The organism is uncultured Parasphingorhabdus sp. (genome assembly GCF_963975555.1).
Taxonomy (GTDB): Bacteria; Pseudomonadota; Alphaproteobacteria; order Sphingomonadales; family Sphingomonadaceae; genus Parasphingorhabdus.
In genome coordinates this window covers 1-14,620 of the sequence record NZ_CAXBHH010000003.1, presented here as the reverse complement: position 1 = coordinate 14,620, position 14,620 = coordinate 1, and the positions used below count along the sequence as shown (strand labels likewise).

At 54.4% G+C, this 14,620-nt stretch carries 9 protein-coding genes; 5 read left to right on the top strand and 4 right to left on the bottom strand.

Annotated features, from left to right (window positions below; genetic code table 11):
• Window positions 1-50 precede the first annotated feature (50 nt).
• From AAC060_RS08070 to AAC060_RS08055, 4 genes are all read right to left on the bottom strand, one after another.
• Entirely contained in the window at window positions 51-2,501 is a 2,451-nt protein-coding gene (locus AAC060_RS08070; RefSeq protein ID WP_339824779.1) for a TonB-dependent receptor, read from the bottom strand.
• 1 nt (window position 2,502) lies between these two features.
• Window positions 2,503-3,423 carry a FecR domain-containing protein gene (locus AAC060_RS08065; RefSeq protein WP_339824776.1) on the bottom strand — a complete coding sequence of 307 codons (921 nt, stop codon included), beginning with the start codon at window positions 3,421-3,423 and terminating at the stop codon, window positions 2,503-2,505.
• On the bottom strand, window positions 3,416-3,937 hold the full coding sequence (locus AAC060_RS08060) for an RNA polymerase sigma factor (RefSeq protein WP_339824773.1): 522 nt from the start codon (window positions 3,935-3,937) through the stop codon (window positions 3,416-3,418). Before AAC060_RS08060 ends, AAC060_RS08065 begins: the two co-directional genes overlap by 8 nt.
• Before the next feature lie 257 nt (window positions 3,938-4,194).
• Window positions 4,195-7,401, bottom strand: a complete 3,207-nt coding sequence (locus AAC060_RS08055; RefSeq protein ID WP_339824770.1) for an autotransporter domain-containing protein — start codon at window positions 7,399-7,401, stop codon at window positions 4,195-4,197.
• Between the two features lie 1,170 nt (window positions 7,402-8,571).
• Here AAC060_RS08055 and AAC060_RS08050 point away from each other — a divergent pair.
• The 5 genes from AAC060_RS08050 to AAC060_RS08030 form a co-directional block, all read left to right on the top strand.
• Window positions 8,572-9,099 (top strand): hypothetical protein, encoded by a 528-nt coding sequence (locus AAC060_RS08050; protein WP_339824767.1) that lies wholly within the window; start codon window positions 8,572-8,574, stop codon window positions 9,097-9,099.
• An 82-nt stretch (window positions 9,100-9,181) separates the two neighbouring features.
• Window positions 9,182-9,946, top strand: coding sequence for a fimbria/pilus periplasmic chaperone (locus AAC060_RS08045; RefSeq protein ID WP_339824764.1), 765 nt, complete (start codon window positions 9,182-9,184; stop codon window positions 9,944-9,946).
• Window positions 9,947-10,006: 60 nt separating this feature from the next.
• Complete coding sequence (locus AAC060_RS08040; RefSeq protein ID WP_339824761.1) at window positions 10,007-12,550, top strand: fimbria/pilus outer membrane usher protein; 2,544 nt, start codon at window positions 10,007-10,009, stop codon at window positions 12,548-12,550.
• On the top strand, window positions 12,540-13,493 hold the full coding sequence (locus AAC060_RS08035) for a hypothetical protein (RefSeq protein WP_339824759.1): 954 nt from the start codon (window positions 12,540-12,542) through the stop codon (window positions 13,491-13,493). The genes AAC060_RS08040 and AAC060_RS08035 overlap by 11 nt, the downstream gene beginning before the upstream one ends.
• Before the next feature lie 892 nt (window positions 13,494-14,385).
• Window positions 14,386-14,620 (top strand): hypothetical protein (locus AAC060_RS08030; RefSeq protein WP_339824757.1); only part of this gene is annotated, 235 nt, incomplete at its 3' end.

The following is a 14,620-nucleotide window of genomic DNA, read 5'->3' as shown; positions in this document are numbered from 1 at the left end:
CGAAACGCCAGCTCAAGCTCTTATTCCTCAGCATCATCTTATCCGATGAACTAATAAGCCACATCGACAGCAATCCGCAGCGTCCTTGGGCGGAGCGGCGTCAGATAGCCATCGCTGCCCGGGACGAAAGGTGTCCCCAAGGCAAAACGATTGCCACGCGAATCCAGCAAGTTGGTTACGGTCAAGGTCAGCCCACGCGCGTCATTGCCGATGCGCGCCGCAAAGCCGCTATCGACATAATCTCCTTGTCCGCCACCCAGTTTCGGCCCGATACCCAGGCGGGAAGGGCCGACATAACTGGCCCATCCCTGAATGCGGAAATCCTCGTCGCCGAGGACGGTCTCGTAATTGGCTGACCCGCGCATGGCATGGCTGGCGACATTGGGTATCCGACCAAGCCGCCCGGAACCGGGAATGACAACCGACGGCGACAAAGCAGCTGCCGAGCCACCAAATGTCACAGAAGCCAGTGGCAATTCAGAAGATAGCTGAGTGACGCGACTCTGGTTATATACCGCACCGAGTTCAAGCGACAAACCGGTCAGCGGTCTGGCGGCAATAGAAGCCGATATACTGGTGATTTTACCATCTCCGATATTCGCCGTGGTCGGGAAACCATTGGTATCAATATAATCTGCCTGAATATCGCGCCAGCGGCTGTGCGAGATCGAGATTGTGGCGTCGAACGGGGTAACGCCCTTGCGCCCGAAGCGCATGCCGGCATCATAAGTGGATACGTGATCATTGCGAAAGCGCTGAACAAAATTGCCATCAATCGACAATCCACCGGGGCGAAATCCCTCCTGATAGCGAGCATAAAATGTTACATTCCGACCCAGATTTGCAAGCAAAGATGCGGACGGTAACAGATCCTGCTCTTTGCGGTTGGCTGTTACCGCGCGACCGATTTCAGTGAAAGCCAGCAGCGCATCTACGTCCTCGCCCTCGCCGCCGAGCTCGGCATGGGTGTAGCGCAGGCCACCGGTCGCGACGATATCGGGCAACAGTTCGACCGACGCCTCACCATAGGCACTAAATTCCGTGATCTCGTTGGTGACACCGGAAATTGCCGTGCGTAGGGTGTCTTCACCGAAGGCTCGCGTCTGGCGCGTTTTATTATCGACGAAGCTCGTACCGAGCACCCAGCCCAGCCCGTTCCGGAACGGGCGTGACAATCTGGTTTCGCTGGAAAACATCCGCGTTTCATTTTTCTGGTCAAAGATACGGGGCGTATCGGCGACCAGGCTGGCGTCGAACCGCTCGTTAAGATGGTGATCGACATAGGCGTTCGACGACTGGAAATGCAGATCGCCCCAGTCCTTCATAAGCACAAGCATTGTCGAGCCGTAGCGCGCCTTTGCCCCTTGCTCGACGAGACTGCTGCGGGTTAGCGGTGGAGCGTCCTTGTCTGCATATTGTGCATCCTCAGCCGTTATCATCTGATAGATGCCGCCAAGATCTATCGCCCATCGGTCGCCAAGATCGAGGCGAAGCGTACCACGCCCACCGCGAATATTGGTTCGATTGACATCGTTCAATCCAAGCCGTGGATTGTCGATATAGCCACCGTCGCTTATCGAATAGCCGACCAGCCGCAACGCGTGGCCGCTGTCTCCGATCGGAATATTTGCGGTAGCCGATATATCGCTTCCCGGCGCGCCGTGCTGGACCAGCGAAACACCCGCGGACGCCTTTAAGGCTGTGGCAAAGGGATCGGGTGTTTCGGGTATCGTCCGGATAATGCCACCCAGCGATCCTGCGCCGTATAATGTGCCTTGGGGGCCTTCGAGCACTTCGACCCGGTCAATGTCATATAATCGCAAGTCGGGGTCGGGCGCGTTGTAACTCAAACGGATGTCACCCAGATATTGTCCGACGGTGGCTTGGGTCGGTCCGGTAAAACTGGAATCCGCGATGCCTCGGACAAACAGCTTGTTACGGCCGCTGCCGAGATGGGTAGAAGATATCGTCGCCATGCGCGACAATATCGAATCCATGCCCCGCTCCCCGCCAAAATTCAAATCGCTACCGTCCAAAATGGTGACGACCCCTGCATATTTGGCATATGGGGTGTTGATTTTGCTTGCCCGCACAACGATTTCTTCTGCCTGATCTTGCTCAGCCCTAGGTGGCGGCGCGCGCGCGGCGGTTGATGATGCTTTGAGGCGCGATTTCGTCTGGCGACCCGCAAGTTTTGCCCGGGTCGACCGCCGCTCTATCCTCCAGCTGGTGACACCCACTTTGACCGCGTGGGCATCGGTGCCCGAAAGCATGCGATTCAGTGCTTTTTCCGCGCTCATCCGACCGCGCACCGGTTTTACAGGACTTTGCCAAAGTTTGGCATCGGCGACGCTGATGCTGATGCCCGCCTGACGTCCCAGCAGCGGGAGGCTTTGCAACAATGTTCCGCGCGGCAATTCAATAGCGCGCGGTTCATCGCGCGCCGCGACGGGCATCGCGAACGACATCAACAACAAGGCGGAGAACAGGCGGGCGATCATTTTAACGGGTCAGCAACCATCCTTCCGTTTGTTTTTCTGCACTTATGCCGGCTAGCGCCGTCAGATCGTCAATCACCCTCTGCTTGTCATCGCTGACGAGCAGTGCGCCACGGAAGGGCAGGGCGGCAACATCGGGCGAGACAGAGATTTTCAGGCCGGCCGTTCTGCCAAGATCCTCGGAAACTTGCGCAATCGACGCACCATTGTAGACAAGCTGTCCTTTGCGCCAGCTGCCGATGCTATGAGTGGCGATAGCCCGTACTTCCGGACGGCCACCGGCATCCGAAGCTTCGATGCCATATCCGGCATTCAGCCGGATATTCTCCCGTTCTGGATTGTAGAGGACGAGACCTTCCGAAACGGCAACGCTCAACGCATCCCGCCGACGAATGACATTGAAGGCTGTCCCCATGTCGACAAGACGTGCCTTGCCGGCCTCGACCATGAACGGATCGCCCTCGCGGTGAACGACATGAAACATCGCTTCGCCGCTTTCTAGCCGGACGAAACGTGGCTTGTCCTCGTCGAGTTCAATTAATGTTCCACCATTGACCTCGATCCGCGAACCATCTGCGAGCGCTACTGTCCGGTGCTCTCCAGCATCGGTCTCGATGCGGGTGATGCCGCTGTTGAGCATAGAGAAACCGACAATGGCAACCAGCGCCGCTGCCATGGCGCCGCCAATCCAAGTCCTGCGGCTGGCAATGATGGACCGTTCCGGAACTGCGGTTTCCTCGACAGGCTTTGGCAGATGGCTGAGATCCGCATCGAGACTGGCAAGCCGGTCATAGATGGCGGCATGATCCGGACCGAGTTCCAGCCAGGTGGTGAAACCTTCCCAATCGTCAAATGCAGTATCCCGTTGCCGGATCAGCCAGTCGATTGCTTGTGCTTCAACCGTCGAAGGCATGTCATCACTCATCGATTTGCCCCTTTATTGCGGCGAGCGCCGTATAAACTTTGCGCAAATCCGCCTCAACGGTGCTCAGGCTGACGCCAAGCTGGGCTGCGATGTCGCGCTGGCTCATGCCTTCAATGCGGAAATAGCGGAAGGCAGCCGCCGCTCGTTCACCGAGTGTATTGATCGTTGCATCCACCCGGGCCAGCTCCTCCCGGGAAATGAGCGACCGTTCGATGGATGGATGACCCCGCCCGCTATCATGTTCGCCCCAGGCCTTCTCGCGCATTGCGGCAGCGCGTGCAGACCGGTAGCGGTCCAGCATGAGATTGTTCGCGGCACGGTAGAGATAGGAAAGCGGGTGAGCCACTGGCCCCGTGCGTGATCCGGCAATGTGAACCCACAATTCCTGAAATATGTCTTCCGCGCTATCGCCGGCGCCACGGGCTGCCAGAAAGCGGATCAGCTCTTCCCGATTTGCCAGCAGCACGGTTTCCATCCCGCGCGCGGTCTCAGATTCTCCATCCGCTCTAGTCATAAATTGTTCGCATCGGCCTTGGCGCTTCTTTTTCTTGATGCTCCATTTAGCGCATGAGTCATCGAGTGCGCCTCCCGCCGGGGCGATATATAACAACCGCATTGCACCACGCAATAGCGTCGTGTCGTGGCGAGCAGTGGTCGAGGCGGGGGTGGCAGAAATGTCATTCTCCGTGTTGTTTCAATATAAAAGGCAAGGGGGGAAAACAGGACTGGGTGCAAGGTTTCCCCCCTTGCAGTTTGGACTGGGCGACTTCTCTATAGCCCGAGCCGTATGCTTGCGCGGACTGATATCGCCGCATGATTTTGCTGTTCCTCCACGGATATTTCTCCGCCAACCTGAAAGCCGGAATTGCCGGCAACGGCACGCAAACGGCCAATCCAGCCGCTCTGACGTTCTTCGGGAACAAGAGTGAAAGGCGTGCCGTTATTAAACTGGGCAACGGTGACGCCAAGCGCACCACCAACAATCTGTCGGCGACCGCCTTCCAGTTCAAAACGGTACCAGCCGTCATATTGGTCAACGCCACCTAGATCGAGCCCTAGCGCCACAGTTCCCGAAACGGCGAGTTCATCGCTGCTTCGTTCAGCAACAGTCAGGTCGAGTGCGTCACCGCCACCGGTTTCGGCATAGCCGTCCTCTTTCAGCTTGTAATAGTCGACCGCTACGGTTGGGCGGATCGAGAAGCTACCCGAACGCAGGTCATGGCCAACAGCGCCGGATGCCGACCATAATGTGCCATCCCAGTCAGCGGTCATCGTCTTTGTGATCTCTTCGGTACCCAGCATGCCGTTGAAATAGCGATAGCCGTCAAAAGCGATTTTCGCGCCGGATATACGGGCATGGGCCATCCAGTTTCCTGTGTTTAAACGCCAATAGCTCGCCAGCTCAAACTGGTTTGACCAGACTTCGTTGCTGTTGCTGCCGTTGCCATCTTTTCCGTTCAGATAAGCGATAGAGGCGCCGAAATTTCCGATGCCGGTCTTGTGTTCGGCGCCCGCGGATATTCCCCAGCCGCCCACGTCATAGCTGGCGGTGTCGCCAAGGCTTTTTGAAACTCCCCATCCGGCCTGGGCAACCCAATAACCCCAGCTGCCTTCATCTTTGAACGGACCTTTGGGGTCGGCAAGGAACCGTGCGAGCGCGCGCGATCCCGAGGTGACATTTTCAAACAGGCCACCTTCATGCTCGGGTAACATCTGCCGGAGCTGGCTACGGAATTGCTCTCCATCGGCGATTGCGAGGAAAATATCCTCGACATCTTCATCGTCGACCAATGCCGCATAGGCCGCGGCAAAGCCGCCTGCTTCGGAACGGTTGAGACCCAGTTCTGTAGCGTCCTTACGAGCGACGCTGACGATGACCTGATTGGTGTTTGAGCTCAGCGAACCCTTGTAAAGAAACGGCAAAAGGGTCGTTGATGCCGTCAAATTGCTGGCGCCCGTAAGCGTGCCCGCTTGCACCACGATATGATCACCCTCGGCGCTTTGCACATCGGAAAGTCTGATCGCGAGTTTCGAACCGGTAGCAAAACTTGCTCCCCCTGATATTTGCAGGGCCGTGTCGGAGCTGCCGCCAACGGTCACGCCGAGCACGCCATTGCCGGTAACGGCAAGCGATGCGATCTGGGTAGAGCCTGTAACATCCAGCGTGCCGCCCGATACTGCAACCGCAAGACCCTGTGCATTGACCAGCGCGCCGTAAAAACGCGATGTGCCGGAAAGTGTCAACATGTCCGCGCCACCGCCAAAATCGGCACTGCCGTTGAACACAGATGAGCCTTCGAGCGCGATTATATCCGCGCCTGCGCCAAAGCTGGTTTTCCCACTGTAAACGGCATCACCCGATAAATTGAGCCGGTTGTCGCCCGCCCCGAAACTGGAGTTGCCCGTGACACTGCCATCTGCGATGTCAAACAGGTCGTCCCCGCCACCGAAGCGAATGTCGCCGGTGATGAAAGGTGCTTTGGCCGTCGCCGCTACAGCGGTCTGACGAACGATAGCGCCCGAATTGTTTGCCGACAGGTCGATAGCGATATTACGCTCAGATGTCTTGAGGGCGCCGGTGGCTGTAATCGCGCCGCTGTTCTCGACCAGACCAAGGTTGCCCGATTTGTCGATAATGGCAATGGCCGTTGCATCATCTCCGCCCGCTTTGGCGTTAATGGTGCCGCTGTTGCGAATAGTCGGGACGTTTGCGCCGGCACCGATCAAAACGGCGGTGCTGATCGATGTCGCGCTGCTGCCACCGCTCGCCTCGATGATACCGGCATTGCGGATTTCGGGTGTCGTCGCGCCAGCACCGAATTTAATTGCAGTCGCCGATCCACCATTGGAAGCTGCCTTCACTGAACCGGTCGAGCCGATGCCGATACCGCCCTGGATGGTGACCGTTCCACCTAGCCCACCGACTTGTAGCCCGTTTGCCTCGACGCCAGTATAGAGACCGTTTCCTGAAATGCCGCCATCGATGACGAGGCCGAATCCTGTGCCAGTGCCTGCAACGGGCCCAATGGTAACCGCATCGTTTGTGTCGCCGATACGCATCGCAGGCGCTGCACCATAGGAACGGACCAGAGCAGATCCCTCTTTCGAATCTTCGATACCATCATCATCTTCGTCATTATCGGTGGTGCTGTTGTCCTTTGGCGGCACAGCGAGAATGATGCCACCGGTGACATTTCCTTCCACTGACAGTGCCGGTCCGCCCTGCAACAGGTCATCGGCATCAAGCTTGGAAGCATCTGTTGGGGGCGTTGTATATCGATAGCCGCTTGAGCTCATCGTGCCCTGAACCACGAGCGCGCCGTTGACATTGCCGTCAATACGCGCGGCCACCGCATCAATGCCTTGCGCGGTGATTGTGCCTGCAAGCCGGACATTGCCATTTACATCCTGCAAACCAACGCCAAGCGCACGGTCACCAAGTACACTTGTCTTGCCGTCATGGACAAAATCCCCCGTCAATGTCCCGCCAAGGCGGATGCCTGCCGAGTCATTACCTTCGACCGTGATCGTTCCGCTATTTGTAATATTGCCGGTAAACGCCCCAGCGGTCGCAATGCCTGCCCGGCCCGTTCCGATGGCAAAGGCACCGTCAATGTCGCCGTCATTGTCTGAATCGGTTGGTGCGTAAGGTTCATCAATGATGATCTTGCCAGACGCAGCATTGTTAATCGTGCCGGTTACGCCAGCCGTTGCCAGGATGCCGGTGGCGTTATCGGCATTGCTGATCTCTATCGTACCTTCGTTGGTCAACTTGTTGTTGCTGTCGATGGTCACGGCACTGCCCGATGTCGGCTTGATCGAACCGGCCGACGTGATCTTTATGTCATCGGCAGCACCGGATTTGATCGTCGATGTTCGGACTGGGGTGGTCGTGGCTGTCGCGATGCTCGTTTCCGCCTGAGCCGGGATGGATATGACAGCGAACAGGCAGGTCGACCCGAGTAGATATTTGCGCATATAAATCCTCTTGTGAATGGCGGGATAAATTTCCCTGTGCAAACACAAGACGGAGTCATTCTTCTGTAGCCTTGATCAGAAGCGATGTGAATTGACTGAAACGGATAAGCCGAGTGCTGACCGACTGACAGAAGCAACATCTTGCGCTTATCGCGACTCGGGCTACGGATCTTCCCTTATCTCATCGGGGTTAACCAACATCATTAACAAAATTTGTATAGATTCGACATCTTGCTAAAAATATAAGGGGTTGAGTGTACGACGTCTAAAGATTTGGTGTTGGGCTTTCCGCATTGATTCATAAGATAATTTTCAATAAATCGCTCATTTGAAAGTAAAAGAGCTGCTTTGAATCACTTGCAAATCCTCGTGTTTTGTGGATGATGCTAAAGAACGGGCTTAACGGGATATTAACATTCATGTTAGGCCAGAGGTTATTGTTCAGTACTGGCTGTACCGACAATATTTATTGTAACAGGGTCGCAAGTTTAGGGGATGCATGCTGAGGATGCATGCTGAGGAGACTTGTTATGTTGAGCGACATTTTTCGCCAGCTTCGCACTATCGGAGCCGCGATACATTTGGCTGGGCCTGTTCGGAATTTATCCAAATTTTCAATCAAGGCATCACCAGATGCAAAATTCGCCCGGCTCGGACAGCTATGATGCTGCTCCGATCAAATCAATGGGGCCGAGGCCCAAATCCAGAAATTGGAAATCAGATTGAACTGACAAGTATGATTACTTGTCGGCCCAATTTACTCGTGCGCGATAGCTTAGCCCCCTCGATTTGGGATGTTAGCGCAGCATGCGAAAGAAGGGATAGGCGAAAAATCAGATAAGTTTTTTGGAAACCGGATTACCGCGTTTCCAAAGAAAGGGGGCCCGCCAGCGACCATGATTGGTGTCAAATCGCTGGCAGGCCAAACGGACAGGTTCACGGGAACGCTGCCCAGATTGTGAGCAAACTCACCCAGCTACTTTAGCAGGGTGCCGCGGTTTATACAACAATTGTTGCCTGAACCGCCGCTGAGCGACTTTCTCCGATCTCCCATTTCCCGTCGGCTGCATTCGAGGCCGGTCGATGCAACTGTAATTTCCGGTCGTCAAAAGCGGCTTCCAAATCGGAAATCGCATAATCGGGGGTATTCCCCACATACGGAGAAATGAAATGAAAAATCTTGTAAAACTAGCAGCCGTAGTTGCCGCTCCGGCCCTGATGATTGCTACACCTGCTGCTGCACAGGATAGCGAATCCTATGTTATCGGCCTGAGCGGGTCGGTCGACAGCAATTGCGAGCTGATCCCAGAGGGTAGCGGCACTTTTGCTGTGGACATGCTGAATGTCGGCAACCAGGGCTCGTTGACCATCCTCTATTCCTGCAACTCCCCATATACCGTGTCGCTGGAATCAGCCAATGGCGGTATGGAACATCAGGAAAGCGGTGGTGCGGTGAACATCGACTATGATGTCGAAGCAAGCTTCCTGGGCATAGGCATTGGAGCAACGACGACAAACTCGGCGACCATGCAAGGGTCCCCTGTTGTTATTGTGACCGACAATGACTGGAGCAACATTCTGACCAACGGCGGCACACGGACCGGCAATCTCGATCTGAGCTTCGACAGCCTCAGCGAATATGCCGTTGCCGGTACCTATGAAGACGAACTGACCATCACACTCGCAGCAAATTACTGATTGGTTTGTTCAAAATGTGATCAAGTGGCCGGCGTGCGGTTGGCATCCCGGCCACTTGTTTTTTTCGGTTGAGGAAATATCGATGTTCAATTTTCTGAAGCGCGCGGGCCTGATTTTGCCACTGGCAATGCTCGTCGTGCTGACGCCCGCATTTAGTTATGACATGAAACCGATTGTCATCCAGCTTTCGCCGACCGGTGCTGGAGCTACGCAATCGGTTGTATTAACAAATACGCATGATGTGCCGATAGCGATTGAAGTGCGTGCATATACTCGCGCTCAAAACCCGGATGGAACAGAAAACCGGTCTCCAGAAGATGATGATCTGATCATCACACCGCCGCAAATGGTGATCGCTCCCAAGGCCAGTCAGAGTTTCAAGGTCCGCTGGATCGGAGACCCGGCACCTGAAAAGGAACTCGCCTTCCGCCTGGTTTCAAACCAGTTGCCGATCAAATTCAAAAATGAGAAAAAAGGCGATGTATCCGTCAACGTCAGCATGAACTATCGCTATGAAGCAGCGCTTTACGTTGTTCCTCCGCAATCCATGCCATCGGCGCGTCTCACTGGCATAGCGCCGGTTAAGGACGAAAACGGGAAGACGTGGCTCGAAGTAAAGATCTTAAGCGACGGAACGCGACGCGCCATCATCGATAAGCCAATCCTGGTGGTAAGCCCGACCAATGGAGGTACGCCGGTAACGCTGGAAGGAGAACAGATGGCCAATTTGGCAAACCTCAATATCTTGGTCGGCACCGAGAGAGTTGTTCGCCTGCCATGGCCGGACGGGATTGCACCGGGACCGGTTCAAGGTGAATTGCGCACTGAATATACGGTCTTCAATTAGATTGTATCGTTCATCATGTGTGTTTCATTTCTGGACCGGACATCTTGCCTGGCGCTAGCTGTGGCAATTTTTGCTGGCAGCGTGGCAAATGCTGCGGTTCCGGTCGAAGAAATGGAAAATACTGAGATGTCTGCCACCGCGCAATCACAGAGCCAGCCCGAAGGCACAATTGATGATATTTTCAAGCAGGTCTTTGGTAAGGATCGCCCCGCGCTTGGCCAGGACAATTATGCGGTTCTGATCGAAGGGGTCAATGTCGGCGAATATCTGGTTACACCGGACAATGGTGTTGAGCAGGGATCTGTCGAGGCAAGTTTCGTCAGGACCGTTTTGGCCCCGATTGTCGTGGAAGATAGTGCCGAGTTACTGAGAGCTCTCGCAGATGGTAAGGATAGAATAAGCTTTGATCAGTTGCGCGATTTGGGATTGCAGGTAAAATTTGATAGCGCCCAGCTTGTTCTACGGATTGAAGTTCCCGCAGCGATCCGCACCATCAGAAATTTGAATCTACGCTCTTTGCGTAACCGGTCCGATATTGAACTGGTCGAGCAAAGCGATTTTTCGGCTTATGCTTCCATACGAGCCGGCACGACAATCGTAGAAGATTCCAAATTTTTGGAAACCGGCCTGACCCGCTTTGTGGCAGACATGGATTTGGCGGTAAATGTCCACGGTGTCGCTGCCGAGCTGGAGCTGCGTTATGATGACAGTCGCGGACGAAAATTATCACGTGGCGACTTTCGGCTCACCTATGATGACCGTGACACTCTGGTCCGTTATGAAGTCGGAGACCTCAGCGTTGGTCGCAGGCCATTTCAAAACGCACCGCGCATTGCCGGGATATCGGCCTTTCGAAATTACAACATTGACCCTTATCTCAATATTCGTCCGTCGCCAGAGCAGGCGTTTGAACTGGACCGGCCCGCGCGGGTCGAGGTTCTGCTCAACGGAACGCCGGTCAGGACTTATGATTTGCGCAGCGGGCGATATAATCTGAGAGACTTTCCGCTGATACCGTCGGCAGGAAACGATATAGAATTGCGTATCACTTATGCCAGCGGAGAAACGGAACTGCGCTCCTATCCGGCATTTTACGATCTCGAACTACTCGCTCCCGGCTTGGTCGACTTCGCTGGAAATATCGGCTTGCCCTACCGGGACGATGACGGACTCCGGCGCTATGATGACAATAATTACAACGGCACCGCCTATCTGCGCTACGGCCTTTCTCCTGCGTTCACTGTCGGCGTAAACTGGGAGGGAGACCGGTATTTTGATCTGCTCGGCGCAGAGATGGTCTGGGCCTCCCCAATTGGTACTTTCGGAATAAGCTCCTCGACGAATATTCGAGACCCGGAACCGGACAACAGCCAGCTTTCTTTGCAATATCGTTGGCGCGATACGGACGTCACCCGCGACCGATCCGTCGATGCCTCGGTGATTTTGACCGGGAAGAATTACAGGACATTGAACCAGATATTTTCCGGATCGTTTATTTCGAAACAGGCCAGATTTCGGGTTGGTCAAAAAATCTCCCAGAACGGGCGGCTTCAGTTTTTTGGCGGTTATGACGAATTTCGCAACGGACAACGTGATAGCTATTATGTCGGCTCCAACTATTCGCACCAGTTCCGCTTTGGTTCGGTTTCGGCGAGTGCGGAATATCGCAGGAGCGACGATAGCAGCGGTCCTGTATTCCGGATAGCGCTGTCGGTGCCGCTGGGACGTTCCTCCCTGACCTCGTCCTATACGACCGAAGATAATTCTGCCCGGATAGAATATAACCGGTTGGCGTCTGTGGGCGTCAATAGTGTCGGGTTTAGCGCCGGAGCCGAGCGACGTGATGGCTCGGATCGCCAGTTCGGACGGGCATCTTATGTCGGCAACCGGTTTGAAGCTTCTGTACAGCAAACCGCACGGAATTATTTCAGCGACCGTGATCGGGACCTGCGCACAGAAGTCACATTCGGCACCGCGCTAGTCATGGCAGACGGGCAGTTTGCGATCAGCCGCCCGGTCCGGAACAGTTTCGCCATTTTCAAGGCGAACAAGAAGGCAGGGGACTATCAAATCGCCGTCGAACCAAGAACCGGATTTGGTTCGAGTAAAACAAGCTATTCTGCATATAGCGGAGCGTTGGGACCCGCTGTTGTGACAACAATAACTCCCTATTTCAATCGGTCGCTGCAGGTCGATGCTCCCGATGCGCCCGCTGGGACTTCTTTGGGTGGGCAGGTATTTTCGCTCAATCCGGGCTATCGAAGCGGCTATAGTCTGGAGGTAGGCAACGCGCGAAATGTGTCCCTTGTGGGCAATATGGTCGATCGAGACGGTGATCCTCTGGTGTTTGTTACCGGACTGGCACGGGATGCCTCTATCCTTGATGAAGCAGCGGAAGCGACCCAGATATTCACCAATGCCAAGGGAAGGTTTTTCCTCGAAGGCGTGGAAGCCGGACGGACATATGACATCACCGTTACAGCCGACGGACAAACAGCGACGGAGGCTGTGGCAATTCCGGAAGATGTCACCGGAATATACGAGCTGAAAGCCAATTTGGCATATGATCTGGATTTCGAAGCGGAAGGAGAGAATGATGACTAATCTGAGCTTGAAATATTTCGCCTCTGTGACCGGAGCAATTCTATTGTTCCACAGCATCCCCGGCTTTGCGCAAGATGACATGATGGCCGCTGACGATCCGTGTGCGCTCGAGCTCACGGTCGATAATAGCGTTGACTGGCGAGGGCTTTATGGCCGCGGCTATGAGGTATTTGAAGAGGGAGAGTCGTTCGAAACCGTTACCCTGTCGGTCCGTCATCAGGGTGCCGCGTGCGGTTTTTTCCTGACCGCAGCACCTGTTTCCGGAGGTGGCGTTAACGCGCTAACTGGTCCCGGGGATCCGCTCTATTATGACATACTTAAAAGCTCGAGTGGCCCGTCATTTCTCAGTCCCGATTTTCAGGGCACTGAAACGTCAAGAGTTGACGGCCAGTTTCCAGAAGGCAGTGGCGTTCAGGGAGCAACTTTGCTTGTCTCAATCCCCGCCCATCAAATCGTCAGAGGCGGGACCTATAGCGGGCAGGTGATGGTCCGACTGTTTCGGGCCGGTGGCGGAATTCAGGATCTGGTCGGAGAAGCGCCGCTGGCGATTCTGGCTCCGGTCGCGTCGGTTCTGAAAATCCGATCAGATGATTTTCCGCAAGGCATTCGTGAAACTACTATCGACTTGGGTGATCTGTCCCGAGCCACCCGGACCGCCATTGATTTCAATATAATGAGCAATGCGGAAGTGGCAGTCACGTTCCAATCTGCCAATCGCGGTCAGTTGGCACATCAAGCCGGGGCGCCGGGCATTGACTATAATCTAGCATTCAAAGGCGAAAATATCGACCTTTCCGCGGCAACTTCATCGAGCAGGCTCAATTATGCGCCTAGCCGGATAGAGAGAGCAGTGCCGCTAGAGATCGTGGTGCCCGCACCCATTGGATTGCCGGCTGCAGGCCAATATAGTGATGCGCTGACGGTGACGTTTACGGCAGATTAAGACGCGGGTTTTCAGTAGTTTCTGTAGAGGCAAGTTTTTGTCTAGGCCTGTTTACTGCCAGCGAGCGAAAGGCAGATACTTGACGTGAAAGATCGCTTCCCGCCCAGTTTTCGTCATAACTGATCATCGGTATCATGCCTGGCATAGCTATGTCCTGGGTGAGGTCTTCAATTCCGCTTTCATCTTCCACAGGTGTAATGACGCTGACGGGGTACAACGAGCGAGGTCGTTACTTATAGTGCCGCCGTCTGTATTCCTCAGGTCAACAGGGCTGAGCGGCACATTTGTGGCAACCGAAACGGGCAAATTGGGAGACGCTGGCTATGCAATCCAATTCACATGAAGACCATCGCGTTAAACTTGGTCTACCAATTCTCTAGTCCTTATACTTATGCTCGATTCCTCTGCGGATTGATCGCGGGATTGCCTGCCGCGTGCTTGGTGGTGCTCATAGGTGCGGCTTGCCCCTCCTGCCGCGAGCGGTCTCCCTGTTATCCAGGCTTTGAGGATATGAGGACATATTTGAAAAATGCATATGAATATCCTGTTGATGGACTGTCGCTTAACGGTAAGATCCCAGCGAGTTGTGGCTGGAATCAGCTCGCTTAAATTATATTGGATTGAAATTTGCGCTCATCCCAGCATAATAATTCCAGCCGGCGATCTCCATCTAAAGTCGCTGTAACCGCCGAGAATACTGACCTTTTTATTTTTTACTTGATGCAAACTGCGTCCTCTAGCCTGCAGCTAATCAGGCGGAGATATTGGTATGACAAATTGGCATAGTTAATGGGTATGAATCATTGGTATCTAATATAGGTTGACGAATCGGTAGGACATTGTCATTCTCGAACCTGAAGCAAATAATAAATAATATTTAGGGAGGATTAGAATGCAATTGACGGGGATAGCTGCGCGTAACAAAATGGCGCGGAAAATTGAATCAAAACATTTTGTAGCAGCGCTTTTGACTGGCACCGCGTTGACGATGTTTGCAACCCCGGTCTGGGCGCAATCGACCGATGCGGTTGAAAGCGCGGACTCAAACGAAGATGTGATCGTCGTTTCCGGTATTCGTGGTTCGCTGGCAAAGGCTCTCGACGAAAAACGCAATGCGGACAGCCTCA

What these genes read in the sequence shown, in the direction of transcription:
- AAC060_RS08070 (WP_339824779.1), bottom strand. Translation starts at nt 2,501, where the DNA reads ATGATCGCCCGCCTGTTCTCCGCCTTGTTGTTGATGTCGTTCGCGATG.
- AAC060_RS08065 (WP_339824776.1), bottom strand. Translation starts at nt 3,423, where the DNA reads ATGAGTGATGACATGCCTTCGACGGTTGAAGCACAAGCAATCGACTGG.
- AAC060_RS08060 (WP_339824773.1), bottom strand. Translation starts at nt 3,937, where the DNA reads ATGACTAGAGCGGATGGAGAATCTGAGACCGCGCGCGGGATGGAAACC.
- AAC060_RS08055 (WP_339824770.1), bottom strand. Translation starts at nt 7,401, where the DNA reads ATGCGCAAATATCTACTCGGGTCGACCTGCCTGTTCGCTGTCATATCC.
- AAC060_RS08050 (WP_339824767.1), top strand. Translation starts at nt 8,572, where the DNA reads ATGAAAAATCTTGTAAAACTAGCAGCCGTAGTTGCCGCTCCGGCCCTG.
- AAC060_RS08045 (WP_339824764.1), top strand. Translation starts at nt 9,182, where the DNA reads ATGTTCAATTTTCTGAAGCGCGCGGGCCTGATTTTGCCACTGGCAATG.
- AAC060_RS08035 (WP_339824759.1), top strand. Translation starts at nt 12,540, where the DNA reads ATGATGACTAATCTGAGCTTGAAATATTTCGCCTCTGTGACCGGAGCA.